Source organism: Sutcliffiella horikoshii (genome assembly GCF_044809035.1).
GTDB classification, from domain to species: domain Bacteria; phylum Bacillota; class Bacilli; order Bacillales; family Bacillaceae_I; genus Sutcliffiella_A; species Sutcliffiella_A horikoshii_G.
In genome coordinates, this window is sequence record NZ_CP085237.1 from 3,416,203 (window position 1) to 3,436,677 (window position 20,475).

Consider the following 20,475-nt stretch of genomic DNA (forward strand, 5'->3'; position numbering starts at 1 on the left):
CCTGTTTTTTATATGTCCGTAAAGAAAAAGCTGTTCTAAAGCAACATCCACGCCTCAGAAACAGCAAACTCCTACTCTCCCCTCAATGCATCACAAAACCGCTCTACTTTCCGGTCATCAATATCTTTTCCTATCAAAATGATAGAAGGATTTACGTCGACTTTTTCAATTCTGTTTAACACCAGAGTAGAAGCAGCATATTGAAATTCGTATAATCCAGGGGTTTCATCAAGCCGAACTATTCCTTTAGATCTTATCACCTGTTTAGAGAGCTTTTTTAGCTGTTTCTCCAATACCACTCGATTAATAGGTTCGGAAAACGCGACTTTCACGGCTTCAATGTGATGGTGATGATGGTGGTGATGGTGACTATCGTGGTCATGACCAGCATCTTCCCCGTGACTTTCCACCTTCACTTCCCTCATTTGCATTCTTTTTTCCAACAGAATCTCCAGTGGAACCTCCCCATAGCTCGTCCGGTAGACCGGAATATGATCCTCTAACTCATCAGCAAGCTTCGATTCCACTTTAATCAACTCTTTCTCTGAGACGAGATCCATTTTATTCAACACCAACAAATGGGCAGATGTAACTTGCTCCTTCAACAAGCCTCTTATCTCTTTGGAACTGCTGAAAAAGCTTTGATATTCAAGATAGTGACTAGCATCCACAAGGCTGATCATCGACTGCAACTCAAAATGTTCCATGTACAGAGGTGTCAACAAGACATCTTTAATTTCTAGTGGGTTTGCAACGCCAGTTCCTTCAATGATTAGGACGTCCACCTTTTCCCCTAAATATTGATCTAGTGTGGATTTTAAATCATCCTGAATGGTACAACAAATGCAACCATTTAAAAGCTCCACAACTTTCTCCCCTTGAAAAAGATGGTCTTCCACATTTTCATCACCAAGTTCATTTAGGATAATTCCTGGTTTTAATCCTTCATCCTTAAAGTGATTTAACATATGTAAAAGCACGGTTGTCTTTCCGCTTCCTAAAAATCCGCTTATCACGTAAACTGGTACTTTTTTTGGCATTTTATAAGCACTCCTAACGTTTCATCTTATTATTCTACTACCCATTATACAATTGCTTTAAAAGCAATTAAACTAAGAGTAAATCGTAATCATTACGCTTTTTATTTTAAAGGGAAACTTATCTTGTTTCAAGTCATTTTATCCGTTATGCTTGCCAGCTGTAATGTCCCGTTTTTATTTAGCAAATTATGCATATTTTGTGGAAAAATGTGGACTCTAACGGTATATAACAGCTTGAAGGGACGTAGCCAAAATGGAAGATGTAGTAATTGCAAGGTCATTGTTTGGGACAACAATGGGATTTCATATCATATTTGCAACACTTGGCGTTGGTATTCCTTTAATGATTTTAATTGCGGAATTAATGTATCAGAAAACACAAAACCGTGAATATGCGATTATGGCAAAAAGATGGACTAAAGCAAAAGCGGTGCTGCTTGGTGTCGCTATCCCTACAGGGACGATTGCCGGAGTGCAACTTTCCCTTTTGTGGCCAGGTTTCATGGAAGTCATCGGTAAGGTCATGGCACTACCGTTTCAAATCGAAATTTATGCTTTTTTCATTGAAGCATTATTTATTTCCATTTACGTGTATGCCGCAGACCGGATTTCACCATGGATGCGGATTTTGAGTGTCACACTTGTGACCATCGGAGCTGCCGCGTCAGCAGTCTTGATAACGAATGTCCATGCGTTTGAAGGTACGCCAGCAGGGTTCCGTATTGAAAATGGGCAGATCGTCGATGTCGACCCTTGGGCGGCCTTTTTCAACCCCAGTTTTGTCGTGACAGCTGCACATGTGGCAGTCTCCGCCTTTATGACTGGAGCCTTTGTGATCGCCTCTGTAGCAGCCTATAAGATGTTACGCAACAAGCATGATGAGCGAGTATATAAATTTCACCGAAAAGCTTTGATCATGGGGCTTGTTGTGGGTGGAATATTTTCGTTCATGACCGCCATAAACGGACATGAATCTGCTCAGCTGTTGCATCAATACCAACCAGAAAAGTTGGCTGCAGCTGAAGGACTTTTTGAAACACAATCACACGCACCTCTTGCAGTCGGAGGATTCACAGACCGGGAAACAAAAGAAGTAAAATGGGGCATTGAAATACCGTGGGCTTTGAGCTTTTTAGCGGATGACCGTTTTGACACGGTTGTAGTCGGACTCGATGACTTTCCTGAAGAATATTGGCCACCATTGTTTGTACATACCCTTTTTAACGCGATGGTTGGAATAGGTTCCCTTTTAATCTTGCTCTCTTTAGTAGGGTTCTTTTGGAGCAAGGTTCTCAAAAAAACAACCTATCCAAAGTGGCTTATGTGGCTCTTTGTAGCTGCAGGGCCGCTTGCAATGATGGCTATTGAATTTGGATGGATTTTCGCATGTACTGGGAGACAACCATGGGTCATCTATCGAATCATGCTTACGGAAGACGCTGTAACAGGAAACCAAAATCTTGCCGCATTATTCATTGCGTTTGCAGGGGTCTATGTACTTCTTGGTGTTGCTGTGGTGCTGGTGCTGCGTTATTATTTCAAGCGACATCCAATTGAGGACGAGTTGAACGATATTCCCCCATCAACTACTGGGGTTCAAGCATAAGGAGGATTACCTTCATGACAGATGTAGTATTGGCAATTACCGTCCTATGGGGTTTTATTTTCATCTATGCCGTAATGGCGACGATGGACTTCGGAGCCGGCTTTTGGTCCATGCTCTATATCAAAAATGAAAAAACAAATGCCACCAATATCGCTAACAGGTACTTATCACCAACGTGGGAAGTTACGAATGTATTCATTGTAGCCGTGGTAGTGGCGATATATAGCTTTTTTCCAAGCGCGGCCTATACATTAGGGACTGTTCTTTTGATACCAGGAAGCATCATTTTACTTTTGCTAGCAGTCCGAAGCGGGTTCCTTGTGTTCTCCCATATTGTAGATGATTACCATAAACCTTTGACGTATGTGTCTGGTATCAGTGGTATTATCATTCCAGCTTTTTTGATCCTTGTTTTGCCGATTACACATGGCGGATTTGTGGATAATATCGACGGCGTTGACACTTTAATGCTTGGCCGTTTATTGACAAGTCCACACGCTCTCTCTTTCATCCTTTTTGCCATTAGCAGTACGTTATTTCTGTCTTCTTTGTTACTAGCGGACTTTTCTAAAGTGGCAAATGACAGACATGCATATGCTATATACAGGAGGGATGCCTTGATATTAGGACCTGTCTCCCTATTCGGCGCCCTCTTGATCATGATCACGATGCGCTATGAAGCAACATGGCTGTTCAATGGGATGATGGACTATCTTGTATGGTTATTTATTTCAGCCGGGATGTTTGTCGTGACAGGCGTTGCACTTGTTATCCCTGGAAAGGATGGATGGACAGGGCTGCCGAGATTAGGGGTTGTTTCTGCATTTATTCAGTATGCATTGGCAAGTTATGCATACGGACGGGCACATCTTCCATATATCATCTATCCAAATGTCACTATTGAAAATGCATTTACAGACCCTGCTTCTTTTAGGGCACTGTTTATCACTTATATAGTTGGTTTTATCATTTTATTTCCAGGCTTTCTCTACTTTTGGCGATTGTTTATGAAAGACGAGAAATACATCAAAAGCGAAAATTAAATTTAAGGTCAGGAGGACTCTTCTCCTGGCTTTTGGTTTTTATTTCGACGAAAAATTACAAAGGACTTTCTGGATGGAGCTCCACGAACGCTTACAATAAAAGACAGGTTTGTTACTCTCTTTTGCTTTTTGCTTGATCACTTTAGCAAGATTATGGTTGATGTAATCGGTAAGAACCAAAATAATATCAATATGCTCTGGAATGCTTCTTTTCACTACTTGCACCTTTCTTCCGTCAATATGTAAAACATTTTCAAATCCCTGCGTGACAAGCTTTTCTTGTATATTACCTAAATGATCTGCGCCAACTACCATTAATGAAGCCATATTATATTACTTCCCTTCTATCGTTTAATTGAGAATCATTCTCTTTTATAACACTATAATAATTGAGAATGATTCTCTTTGTCAATAAATTTATAAAATATACCTATTTTTTATAATGAAGTATGAAAAATTTTTTATGGCTAACAATAGAGATGTATCTTCTGTACAAAAAAGGAGGACGTAACAATGGCGAAAGAAGTTTTATGTGAAGTGGAAAACTGTAACTATTGGGGACAAGGTAACCTTTGCCAAGCAGATGCTATCTATGTGGTGAGCCATAAAGGGAACACCGCACACGACTCAAAGGATACTGACTGTAAAACATTCGAACCTGCTCATTAAAAAACAAAGAGCCCAAGAGCTGCGTGGCAGGCAGTTCTTGGGATTTTCTATGTAAGAAAACCAGTCATTTAGTTGATTGGTTTATTACCGCTGTTCCTTTCCGCAAATGGCTTCGCTTTCCGCGGGACGGTGCTTGAGCCTCCTCACTTCGTTGCGGGGTCTCAATCTACCGTTACTCCCCCGCTGGAGTCTTTGCCATTTGCTCCAATCCACAGCTGAATATTACGCGAACGAAAAGTTTATTTTTTCAGTAGTCAATCCAAATCTCTCTCCATAAACCCTATGTTGAATGAAGTAACCTAGTTGATTGTAGTGGAAGGCGCGCAGACGCCCGCGGGAGGAAGGGACTTGTGAGACCCCGCAGGGCGAAGCCCGAGGAGGCTCACGGACCGCCCGCAGGCAAGCGAAGCGCCTGCAACGGAAATCAACCGTGTTTATATACTTAACATTTTAAAAAGCCCCCAATTACTGGAGGCTGTTGCTTTCCTTCGATAAACTTCTCCTAAAGAACCACTTCATCACCAAGCCGTGCTTTGGCGATAAGAAAAAGGTTAAAAGAAACAATAATCCAGCCATCGAAGCCATCATACCTGATATCGAAACGTTAAATAAAGAGGCTGCATAATACCCAAGAACTGCCGAGGCAACCCCGATCCCAGCACTTAATAATAGCATGACACTCAATCTATCTGTCAGCAAATATGCACTTGCCCCAGGCGCAATGAGCATCGCGACAACCAATATTGCCCCTACACTATCGAAAGAAGCGACGGTTGTAATGGAGAGCATCCCCATTAATAAATAATGCATGAACATCACTGGTATACCAATGGCGAGGGCCATTTCAGGATCAAATGAGCAAAGTTTCAATTCTTTATAAAAGAGCGAAATAACTGCCAAATTTATTACTAAAACCGCTCCAAGCATCCATACTGCCCTCGGCCCGACATCCATGCCGGCAATCATCAACGTATCCCATGGAACAAAAGCGATTTCCCCCATCAACGCATGATCCACATCTAAATGAATCCTTCCTGCATATAAGGAAACTAAAATCACGCCTAGCGCAAATAGGGAAGTAAATACAACGCCGATAGCTGCATCCGACTGCACACCTGATGAATGGAGCAGCTGAATGAAAAATGCTGTCAATAGCCCGACTACTAATGCGCCTGCAAACATATAAATTCCGTCCAGACTGTTAGAAACAAGATATGCTCCAACTATACCAAGTAATACAGTATGACTGATCGCATCTGCAAGCATCGCCATTCTTCTTAGAATAAGAAAACAGCCGGTAAGTCCGCAAGTTATCCCTACTAGAGATCCGGTTATTATAATCCATCCTTCATAACTCATCAGCCTTCACTCCCTTCTACTGCGGAATGGAAGCCTTTGTTCCCTATTTTTCTTTTCTTTTTATATAAAAATAAGCCATTAGGTTCCCTTCCAAAATCCTTGAGTAAAGCCCGTAGCTCATCAATTATTTCTTTTGGTCCATTTAAAAGATCCATGCTTCCCTCTCGCCAGTTTGAAACAGGGAATTTGCTTTCAAACATGAGATACATATCCAATAACCTGTTTTTCAGAACAATTTCATGTGCCAACTCAAGTCCTTTTTCCGTTAGCATCACTTGTTTATTTGACTGTTCCTCTGCTAATAGTCCTTCCTTTTTCAATTCCTTAACCACACCGAGCAGGGTAAGGGTGGACACAGGACGTAATGCCACCACTTGTTGGAAGGAATAACTTCCAATTTCTTTTCCTTCTGACGCTTTCAACGTCTTTTCGCTCAACTCATACAGACTTGATAAGACATTCTCCCTGGTTATTAAGCGCTTGACCTTCCATTGCTTCACCATTTTAGGCAACAACCCTTTTCTGGTACCGAATAAAAGGGAGATTAAAAATAATATCGTTGCTGCCAAAATGATTAATGGTCCTGTCGGCATACCACGCGAGAGTGTACTGAGCAATGTTCCAACAACGCCTGAGATTCCTCCGACCATCCCAGCCAGCACTACCATATGATCAAGTCGTTCTGTCCAATACCTTGCAGCTATGGCAGGCGTGATTAACATCGCTGCCATTAAAATAACTCCAACCGCTTGAAGCCCTATGACTACTGCCCCTACAATCATCGTCATCAACAGCCCATTCAACCACTTGATTGGTAACCCTATCCCTTGAGCAAATTGAGGGTCAAAAGTAATCAGCTTCAATTCCTTGAATAAGATGAACGTGATGAAAATCAACACAAAGGCGATCACACTGATAATTTGAACATCCAATCCGACAATCGCTGCCGCTTGCCCGAAAATGAAGGAATCAAGCCCCGCCTGATTGCCGCTCCCATTTTGCTGAATGTAAGTTAACAGGACGATACCAAAGCCAAAAAACACAGAAAGAACCAGACCGATTGCTGTATCTTCTTTTATGCGGGAATGTTTGATAATGGCTTGAATACAATAAGTCCCTATTAAACCTGAAATGGATGCGCCAATTAGGAACCATGACATCGATTTCGCCCCATATAGTAAGAACGCGATACAAATACCCGGCAAAGCAGCGTGTGCCATGGCATCCCCAATCAGGCTTTGCTTCCTTAACAAGGCGAAACTTCCGATGACACCACTTGCTATTCCAAGAAGAATCGTTCCGAGCAACACCCACTGCACGTTCGGATCTTGAAGCATATTTAAAACCGTTTCCATACTGTCACTCCTATTGTTCGACAATGGCATGATGTTGGTCTAAAAATGCCAACCGTCCACCATACGTTTTTTGCAAATTATCCATCGTGAATACTTCTTCTGTTGGACCTATCGCAATTTTTCTAAGATTAAGTAACAGCACCCAGTCAAAATACTCCTTTACTGTCTGGAGATCATGATGGACTACGAGCACCGTTTTCCCTTGTGCTTTCAATTCATTGAGTATCGTAATGATCGCTTTCTCCGTTGCAGCATCCACCCCGACAAATGGTTCATCCATAAAATAAACACTTGCGTCCTGGGCAAGCGCTCTTGCCAAGAACACTCGCTGTTGCTGTCCGCCTGAAAGTTGACTGATTTGGCGTGACGCGTACTCTTTCATCCCCACTTTATCAAGGCATTCATAAGCAAACTCAACATCTTTTTTATTTGGCCTCTTCAGCCAACCGATATGACCGTATCTCCCCATTAGGACTACATCGAGTGCATTTGTTGGAAAGTCCCAATCAACAGATCCACGCTGTGGAACATAACCGATTAATTTACGCTGTGATCTGTATGATTTTCCATAGATTGATATAGTACCAGACGCCTTTGGAATTAATTCCAAAGCCGCCTTAATTAACGTCGATTTACCGGCACCATTTGGACCAATAATCCCGATAAGTTTTCCTTCCGGTACGCTGAAACTAATTTCCTTTAATACAGGTTTACGATGATAAGCTACTGTTAAATTTTCTATTTTGACCGGCTCCATATTCGTTCACCTTGCTTTCTAAATTTGCCTTTTTTATATATAAAATAGCTTATTTTAACGAATTAACGATTGTTTCGATATTATGTCGGAACATTCCTAAATATGTTCCCGTTTCTGTTCCTGCAGCTCCCATCGCATCAGAGTATAATTCCCCACCAATTTTAACCGTGTGCCCTCTGCTTTCTGCTCCTTGAACAACTGCATTGATGGAATCTTCAGAAATACTACTTTCTACGAATACAGCCTTGATATCTCTTTCCACCAGTAAATCTACAATGGAACGCACATCATTCAAACCAAACTCCGCATCTGTACTAAGACCTTGAAGTCCGGTCACTTCCATATCATATGCTTCACCAAAATATTGAAATGCATCATGAGCTGTTACGAGCACTCTGCTCTCTGGTGGGATGGCAGCAATTTGTTCCTTTGCGTAAGCATCCAATTCTTTTAATTCATTAATATAAGCCTCGGCATTCTTTTCATAGTAAGCAGCGTTTTCTTCATCTTGTTCAACTAATGTATTTTTCACTTCTTCTACAGCATACAACCATAAGGAGATATCAAACCAAATGTGCGGGTCCATTTTGTCCGTTTCCCCTTCTGCTTTTAAAAGCAAATCACTCGGCACAGACTCCGCTACAGGAATGGTTGGTTTTTCTTCTGCCATCTTATTCAGAATATCGCCCATTCTCCCCTCTAGTCTAAGCCCATTGTAAAAAATAATATCTGCGTCATTTAATTTCTTCAAATCCCCCTGTGATGCTTTATACAAGTGGGGATCTATTCCAGGGCCCATCAGACTTTCCACCTTCACTTTTTCTCCACCGATGTTTTCAGCAATATCAGCAATCTGTGCAATCGTAGTAGTAACCTGGATAGTTTCATTCTCATCGCTGTTAGCTCCTGATGAACAAGCAGTCAATCCAAAACTGATAGCCCCAATCAGAAAAAATCTCCCCAATAACTTTCTCATATTATTTCTCTCTCCTTTTCAAATAAATATTTGTACTAAGTAACAAAAGTTTCTCTTGTGCAAAATTTATGGTAAAAAAATACACATTTTCACCTTACTCCTAGACCACTTTATGCAGAAGAAAATAAAAATGTGATTCAAACTTGACCAATTGCAGTAATTTAAGCCTAAACCTAAAAAGTTGCCCTCATACAAAACTTAAACCCTAAGCAAACATTTGTCAAGAACGAAAAAAGGCGAAAAAAAAAGAAAGGGGGTCAGACCCCTCTAGGAATTTCCCTCTTCACGTCGAATATACAGTAAGTTAACGAAAAAAGGCCCTGCAGCGATGGCGCTGCAGGGCCTTTGGTCTTTTAGGGATGTGTTTATTATTTTGTCGGAATTTTTTTATGTGGTTGCCTTTGAGTGAATGCTTGCTTTTCGCTTACTGATTGATTCTACAAACTCTTCGTCTACTTCATAGCCGATGCCTGGACCTTCTGGCACCATCACTTCACCATTTTCCACTACGACTTCCGGCTTGATAACATCCCTTTCCCAATAACGGTTTGATGCAGAAATGTCTCCAGGGATCGTAAAACTGGGCAATGAAGCAAGGGCGATGTGGAATGCTCTCGAAATCCCTGTTTCTAACATTCCCCCGCACCAGACAGGAATATCATGCTCTGCACATAGATCATGGATATCAATAGCATTTGCCAAGCCGCCTACTCGCCCTATTTTAATACTCATCACTTTACAACTTCCAAGCTTTACAGCGTTTCTTGCATCCTGAAGCGAAACGATACTTTCATCTAAACAAACGGAAGTCGATAAATGCTTTTGCAACTCGGCATGCTCCACAATATCATCAGCAGCAAGCGGTTGTTCCATCATTAACAACTTTAACGAATCCAGTTGTTTTAATTTCTCTAGATCTTCAAGCGTATAAGCAGAGTTTGCATCTGCTAGTAAAGCAATATCTGGGTAAGTATCCCTAATCAGTTGAAGCATTTCGTAATCATTAGCAGGATCTATTTTCACTTTAATTCTTTCATAGCCCTCTGCTAATCGACTTCCAATTGTTGAGAGCATTACCTCAGGAGTATCCATACTCACTACAACTCCAGCTTTTACCCTTTTACGGACACCACCAATATACGCTGCTAAAGAAACTCCAGCACGTTTAGCGAATAGATCCCACACTGCCATCTCAAGGCCCGCCTTCGCCATCTGGTTTCGCTTCCAAGGAATAAGAGCTTCATTCACTTCCCGCGGTGACGTCCATTCCCCTTGAATAATCGTTGGGATAAAGAACTCAGTCAGCATATGCCAAGCAGTTTCAATGGTTTCCTCGGTATACCAAGGAGAAGAAAATGCAACCACTTCTCCCCAGCCAGTATATCCTAAGTCATCCGTTATTTTGATTAAGATGCTTTCCCTGTCTGTGACTGTTTCCTGGTGAGTTCTAAATGGCTGAACTAATTTCATGGAAGTCAGGAATAAATCAATCTGCTGAATGTTCATCTCGGCCCTCCCAATCAGGCAACATTTTGAAAAGCTCTCTGCGCATTAATTTATTCGAAGCATTTCTTGGCAAATGTTCCACAAGATAAAAAGATTTAGGGACTTTATAGCCTGCCAATCGCTCTCGCACAAAAGTAAATAATTCTTCTTCCAACAGCTCCACTACCTTGTTGGTAACCACAAATGCCACTGGAACCTGCCCCCAACGAGCGTCCTCCATACCTGTTACTCCCGCATCATTGATAGAAGGATGCGATACGAGGACCGCTTCAATTTCTGCAGGGTAAACATTCTCTCCGCCTGATATAATTAAATCACTTCTTCTATCTACAACAAACAGAAAACCGTCCTCATCCACATATCCTAAATCTCCCGTGTACAACCATCCATTCCTAATGGCCTCAACAGTACTCTCTTCCCAGTTGTAATATCCAATTGTCACATTGGGACCCTTGACGACGATTTCACCTGTTTCCATTGGACCAGCTTCCAGTCCGTTATCCATTATTTTTAGCTGGCAAGGAAAAAGCGGTTTACCAGCTGAACCTAGTTTTGTCATGGAAAAGTCCGGAGAGAGCGTGACAATCTGTGAGCATGTTTCTGTCATGCCATATGTCTGGTAAACAGGAATCGATTTCCTCATGCACTCTTCTAACACTGATTTTGGTACTGGCCCACCCCCAACAAGCATGCACCTAAATGCTTGTGGGTAGCAATTAGTACCAAGTTGCTCCAGCAAACCGCTAAGCATGGTAGTGACCACGGAAACAATGGTAACTTGCCGAGTCATTAAATCCTGATGCACTCTCTCCGCTTCAAAACGACTATGGATAATCACTCTCATTCCATAAATCACGCTTCTCATTAAGATGGAAAGGCCACTAATATGAAAGATAGGCACCGCTAGCAACCAGCAATCCTCTTCATGCAATCCCATATTTAAAGCTGATCCAGTTGCACTCCAAAAGTGATTGCCATATGTTTGCTTCACTCCTTTAGGAAAACCGGTTGTACCACTTGTGTACATGATGGTATCCACTTCCTCAAGGGAAAATTCTTCAACTAAAGGAAAGTCGCTTCCGCCTAACTGAAAAACCTCTGAAAATGGTACGATTTTCTGAGTTTCCTTAAACTCCTTCCTTTCCTTAAGCCCTATTACCTTTTCGTCATCCACTAAAATAAACCGGGATGATGCGTCCTCTACTTGATAAGAGAGTTCCGCTGAAGTTAGTCTCAAATTATGTAAAACCGTAATAGCCCCGATATTTTTCAGCGCAAACAGTAACTCTACCATTTCTAAGCTATTGGCCATAAAGATAGAAATTCGGTCACCCCGCTTTACTCCCAATTCCACTAGCTTCCCACCAAGAGTTAGAGAATTTATGTAAAGCTCTGAAAAAGTAACCGTTCTATCTTCCATTTCTAGTGCTATCCGTTCCGGAGTCAAAGAAGCCCGTTTCATTAAAAAATTCGGTAATATTGTCATCACTTTACCCCCTCTCACCTTTTTTTTCATATACAAAAAGAAGAGCAATCCAAAAGCCAAAAGCTCTTAGATTGCCCTCCGATCACCAAAAGTGAAATTATTAAGGGAAACGAGGGAATTGTCCAAAGTCCGGCTTTCTTTTTTCTTTAAAAGCATCACGGCCTTCTTTTGCCTCTTCCGTAGTGTAATACAATAATGTAGCATCTCCAGCTAACTGTTGAAGACCTGCCAAGCCATCTGTATCTGCGTTCATGGCAGCCTTCAAGAAACGTAGTGCAGTCGGACTGTTTTCTAACATCTCTTCACACCATTGAACTGTTTCATCTTCTAATCTCTCCAACGGAACAACCGTGTTCACTAGCCCCATATCCAATGCTTCCTTCGCATCGTATTGACGGCAAAGGTACCAGATTTCACGAGCTTTCTTATGCCCAACGATACGTGCAAGATATCCAGAACCGTAACCAGCATCAAAACTTCCCACTTTAGGGCCAGTTTGTCCAAAGCGTGCATTGTCAGCAGCAATTGTTAAATCACACACTACATGCAATACATGTCCGCCTCCAATTGCCCAGCCTGCCACCATTGCCACTACAGGCTTAGGTGTTACACGGATTAAACGTTGAAGATCAAGTACGTTCAAGCGAGGAATTTCATCTTCCCCGACATATCCGCCATGACCACGAACCTTTTGGTCTCCTCCTGAACAGAATGCTTTGTCTCCTGCACCAGTCAAGATAATTACCCCGACACTAGAATCATCACGTGCATACGCGAATGCTTCAATCAATTCCATTACCGTTTTTGGACGGAAAGCATTATGTACTTCCGGACGGTTGATCGTAATTTTTGCGATCCCGTTATATGTTTCATATAAAATGTCTTCAAATTGTTTTGGTCCTGCTATCCATTCTCTTGCCATGTTTTATTTCCTCCCTAACATAAATTAGTTCGACAAAAACTCACTTACTATTTTACCAAACTTTCGCGGTTGTTCCACATGAATTGCATGTCCCGCATCACTTATTTTAAAAAAAAGCGATTTTTTTATCATTTTTCTCATTTCCTGAGCAATAAGGACAAATTTTTCGTCCTGCTCCCCTGCCGCTAAAAGAACGGGACAGTCCATTTTATCAAGAAGTTCCCAATTGGAAGGTTGCACTCCTGTACCTATGCCACGTAAGCTATTTGCCAGTCCCACAGATGAATTATTCAATCGTTGCTGATAAATAGCCTCTTGTTTGGAAACCGACAACTTCTTCTGTGATTGAAAAAGTGGAATGTCAGTCCAAAAATCCACAAAGGATTTCAGGCCTTCCTTTTCTATCTGCTCGGCAAGCTTTTCATCCGATTTAATCCTGGCAAGCCTGTCCTCCATTATTTCCAATCCGGGAGACGCACTTTCAAGCACTAGCTTTCTAACAAGCATGGGGGAAGCAACGGCAAAAGAAAGCGCCACCCTTCCTCCCAAGGAATAGCCGTAGATGGAGATTTTGGATATCTCCAATCTTTCTAAGATAGTTCTTAAATCAGTTATCGTATTTTCCATACTGTATCGCTTTGTATCGCCTGGCGCTTCTGTTTTACCATGACCAAGTAGATCGATCAGTATAAAAGTAAAATCATCCGCGTTTTCTAATTCTGCTATCAAATCATGAAAATTCCTTCCGTTCCCAGTAAAACCGTGCAGCATTAGAACATGGTGGGAACCATCACCAATTTTATCTACATGATAGTATACCCCGTTGATCTTCATCATTCTTTGTTCTCCAATGTCAAAATCATTTCCTGGGAAACATTTTTCCACAATTTGCGATGAATCTCTTCATTCTCTGCACGATTTGTCGGGACTTCTATCACTTTCAAGCCTTTATTTTGAAGAGAGTAGGTTACTGCCTTTTTAAATTCAGCCCAATTTTCCGCTTTCATGTAATCGCCTTCGTACAATTTAACAGCATGTTCAAATTCCATGTCAGTAGGAGTTCCAAACAATGACTCAAAATGTTTTTCTACTTTTGACTGCGGAAGAAAAGAGAAAATTCCTCCTCCATTATTATTTACAAGAACGATGGTTACGTTAAGCTTTTGTAATTTGGCTGCAAGCAGTCCGTTCATATCATGATAGAAAGACAAATCTCCGATAACGAGTACGAGGTTCTCAAAAGCTTTACTTGCTGCGAGTGCAGTGGAAACCACACCATCAATCCCATTTGCTCCCCTGTTTGCAATCACCGATACTTTTTTATCATCTGTAAACAGGAAAGTGTCAATATCACGGATAGGCATACTGTTCCCCACAAAAATGGCAGAAGAATCTGGTAGCATTGTTTGGAGTTCGGAAATCACCCTTCCCTCAAACATATTGCCAATCTGTTCCTCAGAAAGTACCTTTTTTGTCAGGTTATTCAACGATTTAATATAGTCTAACCATTCAAAGGAATCTCGCGCATTAAGGTTTTCTAGTACCTTCCGGCAGAAAAGCCTTTCTTCTGCATGAACCATATAGCTTGCTTGTAACGTCGGATCTCTCCAGCCGCCGTCCCCGTCCACGACAATCTGGACAGCATTGCTTGACTTGCTTATGTATTGCATCAAAAATTTCGATACCGGCATCGCCCCAAAACGGATGATGATCTCGGGTTCCAATGCCTCCTTCACTTCATCTGGACGTAAAAAGGCATCATAGCCTTCTACTACCGTCTCTTTTGGATGTGGTCCTGTTCTGAGTCCTGACAATGGATCAGCAAAAATCGGATATTGCAACGTTTTAGACAACTCCGCAATCGCCTGTGAACATTCATCAATCTTGACCTGCGGAATCTCTCCACAAACAATGATTCCTTTTTTCCGTTCACTCATTAGCTTTGCAAAAAAATGTGCCTGCTCATCTGAAATGGAATATTCCCCTACATTCACTTCCACAATCGATTCATTGCTTTCTTTGTACCTGGACCAAAGCTCCTTTGCGTTTAAATCTGGAATCAACGGCTCTCGTAAAGGGAAATTAAGATGAACCGGTCCTATAGGAGCGCTAAGTGAAGTGCCGGCAGCTCGAGCAGCCATTGTTCGCGCATATCTAATCATGGCATTCGTATCTTCTGGTAATGCCATCTCCACAAACCATTTTACGTAATCTCCATACATTTTCAGTTGGTCAATTGCCTGCGGAGCGCCAACATCGCGAAGTTCATGAGGGCGATCTGCTGTTAAGACAATGAGTGGAAGTCTTGATTGATAGGCCTCCACTATCGCAGGATAATAATTGGTTGCTGCAGTACCAGATGTACAAAGAATAGCCACTGGTTTATTCTTTGTTTTCGCAAGTCCAAGTGCATAAAATGCCGCAGATCTTTCATCAATCAGTACCGTAACATGGATGGCAGGATGTTCCGCCAAAAGTAAGGCGATGGGAGTGGAACGGGACCCGGGGCTGATTACCGCATCCTCGAGTCCGCTTTTTACTAATTCATCTACAAAAGCTGCAAGATAATAGGTCATATCGTTCGTCGAAGTCATTTTGTAAAATTGCCCCCTAATGCTGATAACATTGGACGGAATTTAATCTGTGTTTCTTGGTATTCGCTCTCAGGGTCGGAATCCCCGACAATCCCACATCCTGCAAACAAGGATGCCTCTCTCTCCTGCAGCAGACCTGAACGAATAGCCACCACAAATTCCCCGTCTTCTTTCCAATCCATCCAGCCCAGTGGACCCGCATACCAGCCTCTGTCCAAACGTTCCACTTCCCTTATTGTTTGAAGGGAAATTTCCTGAGGAAAGCCGCCTAGCGCAGGTGTTGGATGCAGCAATTTTATTAGATCTGAAAGGCTATAATCATCACTAGTTTCCGCGGTTACCGGCGTGTGAAGGTGTTGGATATGCTTCATTTTGTAAAGGTTTGGTTCAGATGGTGTACTCACATTTTCACAAACCTTCTCTAAGGATGCACGAATCATTTGCACAACCAAGTCATGTTCATGCATGTTTTTCTCATCACTAAGTAAAGCCTTGCCAAGCAGTGAGTCTTCTTCCACCGAGTCACCTCTTGCAATCGAACCCGCAAGACACATAGACTGGACATTGTTCCCTTGTTTTTTCACCAATTGTTCCGGTGTTGCGCCAAGGAAGCAATCGGTCCCTCTTTCAATCGTAAATAAATAACTGTTCGCTTGCTCCTTCATAAGGTTTTCCAATACAGGCGCCACATTCACTTTATCTTGGAAAAGAACCCGTAATTCCCTTGCCAGTACTACTTTATCCATCTCTCCCTCCGTTATTTTCTCCGTAACTTTAGAGATGGACTCCTTCCATTCCACTGGATCCATTTCAAGACACTTTACAATTGAAGTGGTGCTGACATGCTTAATAGAAGAGCTCTTTAAAAGCTCCTCTTCCAGTTTAACCAAATCTTTCAGCATACTTTCATCACAATCACTTAAGTAATTTATGGTGATGTAGGTATCGCCTTTTATTTTTGTGAGCATAAAGGTTGGTAAAATAAATAGAGCGTCCGCAAATTGATCCCATAGCTTCGTTTTTTCCTTCTTAGGATCAAACGAGAAGCCACCATATATAACCGGACCCACTTCCTGCGAATCTTTGTTGCAAACAGCATGATGAATAAAACGCTTCCATTGCGCTTCAATATCATGATATCTGTCGTCTTCTCCACCTGCAGTGAATTCCGCAGTCACTCCTGCACCAACCATCATATGGGAATGATCAGGATTGGACCAGAAGAACCGTTGACCTTCATAAAAAGGTTCACTTTTACGGAAAAAATGCAGGGGATCAAGCTGTTCCACTTTTTTAGTATAACTTATTAAGACCGTCTGGTTTATCGAGGCAGCTTTTGATTTCGCTTCCTCCCATAAACTCACTATATGATGAAATGGTATTGTAATCATGTAAGACTCCCCCCGAGGCCTTGTTACCGCAAGACTTTGTCTCGAAATTGCTTCCTTAAAGATACACCTCAAAACCTTTTTATGTCAACAAAATGAGCCGTTTTCTTTCGTGTTTCTTCCTTATAATAGATACATGCAAAATCTTCCTGTGTTTCTTCTGAAAAACCGTTGACACCTTTTGTCCCTTTACATACACTTATATTGTATTTATAATATATTGCTTTCGTTTTTTATTTTGCCATAATAGATGGAGGGGTCACATAATGCAACCTCAGACAATTCAAACAGAGACAAGCTTTCAACCACCTACAGAAAAAAGATGGAAGGTGTGGTGGAACCTGCTTCGTCCACACACTTTAACAGCGGCATTTGTTCCGGTATTCATTGGGACGGCACTTGCCCTCTATGACACATCCATTGATTGGCCTATGTTTCTGGCCATGTTGTTGGCCAGCCTGTTAATACAGGCAGCGACAAATATGATCAATGAGTATTACGACTATAAAAAGGGTTTGGATAATGAAAATTCAGTCGGAATCGGCGGCGCAATAGTAAGGCACGGTGTTAAACCGGCCACTGTACTCCAGCTGGCTTTTGCCTTCTTCGGTATCGCTACTTTGCTTGGTGTGTATATTTGCATGCACAGTACATGGTGGTTGACCGTTATCGGAACAGCCTGTATGGCAGCCGGATATTTTTATACAGGAGGTCCCTACCCTATAGCATATACCCCCTTCGGAGAAATTGTAGCAGGTTTCTTTATGGGATTTGTCATTATTCTTATTTCTTTCTATATTCAAACCGGCACCATTTCTGACACGGCAATGCTTATTTCCATTCCCATCTCCATTCTTGTCGGAGCGATTCTTTTAGCAAATAACATTCGTGATATTGTAGGCGATAAGGAGAATGGTCGGAAAACAGTTGCCATCTTAATTGGCAGAAAGAACGCCATCCTGCTACTAGCTGCTATGTTCATCGTATCCTATGCACTTATTGTACTCTTTATTGCACTTGGTTACGCGTCCTTTTGGTTATTATTAGTTTTCTTATCTGTGGCGAAGCCACTTTCTGCAATCAAAGGTTTTACAAACAATAACAGCAATGTGACGATGATGCCGGCCATGGTGGCGACGGCAAAAACAAACACCATTTTCGGCTTTTTGCTTGGAATCGGACTTCTAATCGGTTACTTTGCATAATGATTTTAAAAAACTGACTCTTAACATGTGAGTCAGTTTTTTTAATTGGCAATCATGATTTATGGAAGGAACGCTCATAATACAAATAGACAGGATATGAAAGGAGTCTATTTGTATGATATCGCCTGATAAAATAAATCAGTTAAAGCAACAATTGGAAGATACAAAAAAAACGCTTCAAGCTCACCTGGATCAAAATGATCATTACCAGCTGGAACAGGAACATCCTTATGAAACAGTAAGTGAGCTTTCCGCTTATGATAACCACCCTGGTGACCTTGGAACCGAGTTATATGAAAGAGAAAAAGACCTTGCTTTAAATGAACATGCCGAAAAAGAAATGAAGGACATCAATCATGCCCTCCAAGCTATGGCCTCTGGTACGTACGGAGTTTGTGAGGTCTGCGGAAAACAAATAGACGAAGAGCGTCTCGACGCTATTCCGACCACCACTTATTGTAAGGAGCACAGTCCCGATCAAGTGGTATCCCATGACCGTCCTGTGGAGGAAAAAGTGCTGATGCCTCCTTATGGAAGATTTGAATACGATGAATCAGAAGGTGTGGCTTTTGATTCGGAGGATACATGGCAAATTGTCCAAAGGTACGGGACGTCCGAGTCTCCATCCGACTTTTCTGATGATATCGAACATTACGACCGGACCTATATAGAAAGCGAAGAAAATGAAGGCTATGTAGAGGATTATGAAAACTTTGTCGGTACCGATATGTACGGGCAAAACGTTACCGTGTATCCATCCATCAAGCATGAGGCTTATGAAGATGCACTTGATGAGGAAGGCATTATGACCTCATTCGGTGACTTGCATGGGTATGAGAAAGATCCTTATACAGAGTAAAATTAATAAGGAAGCCTTAACGACAGTTTACGTTAAGGCTTCCTTATTTTTATTTGGATGGATATGTTTCTTGTAAATATGCCACTGACTGCCTGATTAACTTTCTTAATACATCCTCGTCAATATCCGCCACTTTGTTTATGTACACACAGGCCTTTCCTGTCGTATGCTTTCCGAATTTTTGCAGCAGTTCTTCCCTTGTTGAATCACCTGTTGCAAAATACAAGCTGATTTTAGCCTTACGAGGGGAAAACCCGACAAGCATAAAATCGCCTTCATGACCCGTAGGATACTTGTAATGATAAGAGCCAAACCCAATAATGCTTGGTCCCCACATTTTCGCCTCAAAACCTGCTGTTTCTGTGAAAATTTCTAACAGTCTATAAGCATCTGCCCGTTTTTTAGGACTGTCCACGGATTCAATGAATTCGATAACACTGCTTTCCGTTTCTTTTGTTTTTAATTCATACCCCATACCAGTGCTCCTTTCTTTAAATATCACCCTATATTTATTCCACATTTCTCCTTGTATCCCTTTCCCTTTTTCAATTAAGCACCACTTTATTGTTGAACCCATACATTATCACAGGCCGTTATCACGCTTTATACCAGAAAGTGAGGGAACTGATACATGTACACCAGGGGTATATTTTCTAAGGAGTGGGCTGTTTTTCTAGCAGAATGTTGTCAGCTAGCCTATGACCAGTATCTTCAAAATGGTATATTTTCTATACCTCAAGGCTTTAATTTGATAAAAGAATTCAAAGGAGTATCCTTTCATAGCCTGGAATGGTTCGGTTTTATTTTAGAATGTGAGGACGCGATCATCGTTAGCTTCCGCGGTACACAAACTGACCCTGACTGGATTGCGGATGCAGAAATATTCCAGCAATCATTTCCTTATTGTGACAAAGGTGAACAGCTACTTGTTCATGGTGGCTTTCTTTCGGTATATGAGTCCATGAGGGAAGACCTTTTTAAGTGCCTTCAGCAGGAGCTATCAATTTCCAAAACTTTATTCATCACAGGGCATAGTCTTGGAGGAGCACTCGCTACCCTATTTTCACTCGATTGTGCCTTGAATACACGATTTGCCTCGGTATATATGTATAGTTTCGGTGCTCCGCGAGTAGGAAATGAGGCTTTTGCAAACCTCTACAATGAGTATGTTCCTGCTTCGATCCGCTTCGTCAATTTAGCTGACCTCGTACCCTTTGTTCCACCAACAAAAGTCGTTGCACCGCTAAGCAAAAGAACCTGGCACTACAAACACACCATGACTCCCACCCGCTTCCTGCTGACAGAAGGCTCCATCATAAAAAACCACAGCATTGAAACCTATATAAAAGCAATGAAAGAAAAATTTTAAAAGACAAAAAAACCGTGCAAAAATGCTCGGTCCTTTTAAAGTATATTGGTGAATGGACGCTGTCCCTTTACACAAATGGCTACGCTTTCCGCGGGACGGCGCTTGAGCCTCCTCACAATGCTTCAGGGGTCTCAACCTACCGTTACTCCCCCGCGGGAGTCTTCGCCATTTGCTCCAATCCACAGCTAGAAATTACGTTTAATAATGGTATTGGTTTTCCTTGCACTTTATAAACTTAAGGTGAAATGTAGCCACCTTGTTGATAGGAGTGGAAGGCGCGCAGACGCCCCGCCCCGGGAGGAAGGGGCAGGTGAGACCCCGGAAGGCGACGCCTGAGGAGG

19 protein-coding genes are annotated in these 20,475 nt (G+C 41.9%); 6 read left to right on the top strand and 13 right to left on the bottom strand.

The features are described 5' to 3' along the window. Nucleotides 1–71: 71 nt before the first annotated feature. Complete coding sequence (locus LG307_RS17745; RefSeq protein ID WP_404444769.1) at nucleotides 72–1,040, bottom strand: CobW family GTP-binding protein; 969 nt, start codon at nucleotides 1,038–1,040, stop codon at nucleotides 72–74. 253 nt (nucleotides 1,041–1,293) lie between these two features. Here LG307_RS17745 and LG307_RS17750 point away from each other — a divergent pair, with 253 nt between their 5' ends. Beyond that, nucleotides 1,294–2,646 carry a cytochrome ubiquinol oxidase subunit I gene (locus tag LG307_RS17750; RefSeq protein ID WP_404444772.1) on the top strand — a complete coding sequence of 451 codons (1,353 nt, stop codon included), beginning with the start codon at nucleotides 1,294–1,296 and terminating at the stop codon, nucleotides 2,644–2,646. 14 nt (nucleotides 2,647–2,660) lie between these two features. Next, nucleotides 2,661–3,689 (top strand): cytochrome d ubiquinol oxidase subunit II, encoded by a 1,029-nt coding sequence (locus LG307_RS17755; RefSeq protein WP_404444774.1) that lies wholly within the window; start codon nucleotides 2,661–2,663, stop codon nucleotides 3,687–3,689. A gap of 39 nt (nucleotides 3,690–3,728) precedes the next feature. Here LG307_RS17755 and LG307_RS17760 read toward each other — a convergent pair whose 3' ends face one another. Continuing rightward, nucleotides 3,729–4,016, bottom strand: coding sequence for a DUF2325 domain-containing protein (locus tag LG307_RS17760; RefSeq protein ID WP_404444777.1), 288 nt, complete (start codon nucleotides 4,014–4,016; stop codon nucleotides 3,729–3,731). A 186-nt stretch (nucleotides 4,017–4,202) separates the two neighbouring features. Here LG307_RS17760 and LG307_RS17765 point away from each other — a divergent pair, with 186 nt between their 5' ends. Next, on the top strand, nucleotides 4,203–4,358 hold the full coding sequence (locus LG307_RS17765) for a DUF1540 domain-containing protein (RefSeq protein ID WP_404444779.1): 156 nt from the start codon (nucleotides 4,203–4,205) through the stop codon (nucleotides 4,356–4,358). A gap of 465 nt (nucleotides 4,359–4,823) precedes the next feature. Here LG307_RS17765 and LG307_RS17770 read toward each other — a convergent pair whose 3' ends face one another. The 10 genes from LG307_RS17770 to LG307_RS17815 form a co-directional block, all read right to left on the bottom strand. Then, nucleotides 4,824–5,717, bottom strand: a complete 894-nt coding sequence (locus tag LG307_RS17770) for a metal ABC transporter permease (protein WP_404444781.1) — start codon at nucleotides 5,715–5,717, stop codon at nucleotides 4,824–4,826. After that, entirely contained in the window at nucleotides 5,717–7,072 is a 1,356-nt protein-coding gene (locus LG307_RS17775; RefSeq protein ID WP_404444784.1) for an iron chelate uptake ABC transporter family permease subunit, read from the bottom strand. The genes LG307_RS17770 and LG307_RS17775 overlap by 1 nt, the downstream gene beginning before the upstream one ends. Before the next feature lie 10 nt (nucleotides 7,073–7,082). Next, nucleotides 7,083–7,829 carry a metal ABC transporter ATP-binding protein gene (locus tag LG307_RS17780; protein WP_404444787.1) on the bottom strand — a complete coding sequence of 249 codons (747 nt, stop codon included), beginning with the start codon at nucleotides 7,827–7,829 and terminating at the stop codon, nucleotides 7,083–7,085. A gap of 49 nt (nucleotides 7,830–7,878) precedes the next feature. Continuing rightward, the gene (locus LG307_RS17785; protein WP_404444789.1) at nucleotides 7,879–8,805 is read right to left on the bottom strand and encodes a metal ABC transporter solute-binding protein, Zn/Mn family; all 927 of its coding nucleotides are present in this window, start codon (nucleotides 8,803–8,805) and stop codon (nucleotides 7,879–7,881) included. A gap of 387 nt (nucleotides 8,806–9,192) precedes the next feature. Beyond that, nucleotides 9,193–10,311, bottom strand: coding sequence for an o-succinylbenzoate synthase (gene menC, locus LG307_RS17790; RefSeq protein ID WP_404444792.1), 1,119 nt, complete (start codon nucleotides 10,309–10,311; stop codon nucleotides 9,193–9,195). Next, nucleotides 10,292–11,797: an o-succinylbenzoate--CoA ligase gene (locus LG307_RS17795; RefSeq protein ID WP_404444794.1), complete on the bottom strand. Its 1,506-nt coding sequence runs from the start codon at nucleotides 11,795–11,797 to the stop codon at nucleotides 10,292–10,294. The genes menC and LG307_RS17795 overlap by 20 nt, the downstream gene beginning before the upstream one ends. A gap of 100 nt (nucleotides 11,798–11,897) precedes the next feature. Then, a complete protein-coding gene (gene menB, locus LG307_RS17800; RefSeq protein WP_404444796.1) occupies nucleotides 11,898–12,719 on the bottom strand; it encodes a 1,4-dihydroxy-2-naphthoyl-CoA synthase in 822 nt (273 codons plus the stop codon). A gap of 24 nt (nucleotides 12,720–12,743) precedes the next feature. Next, a complete protein-coding gene (gene menH / locus LG307_RS17805) occupies nucleotides 12,744–13,553 on the bottom strand; it encodes a 2-succinyl-6-hydroxy-2,4-cyclohexadiene-1-carboxylate synthase (protein WP_404450499.1) in 810 nt (269 codons plus the stop codon). Next, nucleotides 13,553–15,313, bottom strand: a complete 1,761-nt coding sequence (menD, locus tag LG307_RS17810; RefSeq protein ID WP_404444798.1) for a 2-succinyl-5-enolpyruvyl-6-hydroxy-3-cyclohexene-1-carboxylic-acid synthase — start codon at nucleotides 15,311–15,313, stop codon at nucleotides 13,553–13,555. The genes menH and menD overlap by 1 nt, the downstream gene beginning before the upstream one ends. After that, nucleotides 15,310–16,704, bottom strand: coding sequence for an isochorismate synthase MenF (locus LG307_RS17815; protein ID WP_404444800.1), 1,395 nt, complete (start codon nucleotides 16,702–16,704; stop codon nucleotides 15,310–15,312). Before LG307_RS17815 ends, menD begins: the two co-directional genes overlap by 4 nt. A gap of 263 nt (nucleotides 16,705–16,967) precedes the next feature. Between LG307_RS17815 and LG307_RS17820 the strand changes: the two genes are divergently transcribed. Together LG307_RS17820 and LG307_RS17825 are read left to right on the top strand one after the other, a co-directional pair. Next, the gene (locus tag LG307_RS17820) at nucleotides 16,968–17,906 is read left to right on the top strand and encodes a 1,4-dihydroxy-2-naphthoate polyprenyltransferase (protein ID WP_404444803.1); all 939 of its coding nucleotides are present in this window, start codon (nucleotides 16,968–16,970) and stop codon (nucleotides 17,904–17,906) included. Between the two features lie 115 nt (nucleotides 17,907–18,021). Then, the gene (locus tag LG307_RS17825) at nucleotides 18,022–18,765 is read left to right on the top strand and encodes a TraR/DksA C4-type zinc finger protein (RefSeq protein ID WP_404444806.1); all 744 of its coding nucleotides are present in this window, start codon (nucleotides 18,022–18,024) and stop codon (nucleotides 18,763–18,765) included. A gap of 49 nt (nucleotides 18,766–18,814) precedes the next feature. Here LG307_RS17825 and LG307_RS17830 read toward each other — a convergent pair whose 3' ends face one another. Further along, nucleotides 18,815–19,240 carry a DUF1801 domain-containing protein gene (locus LG307_RS17830; RefSeq protein ID WP_404444808.1) on the bottom strand — a complete coding sequence of 142 codons (426 nt, stop codon included), beginning with the start codon at nucleotides 19,238–19,240 and terminating at the stop codon, nucleotides 18,815–18,817. Nucleotides 19,241–19,513: 273 nt separating this feature from the next. Here LG307_RS17830 and LG307_RS17835 point away from each other — a divergent pair, with 273 nt between their 5' ends. Further along, on the top strand, nucleotides 19,514–20,134 hold the full coding sequence (locus LG307_RS17835; RefSeq protein WP_404444810.1) for a lipase family protein: 621 nt from the start codon (nucleotides 19,514–19,516) through the stop codon (nucleotides 20,132–20,134). Nucleotides 20,135–20,475 lie beyond the last annotated feature (341 nt).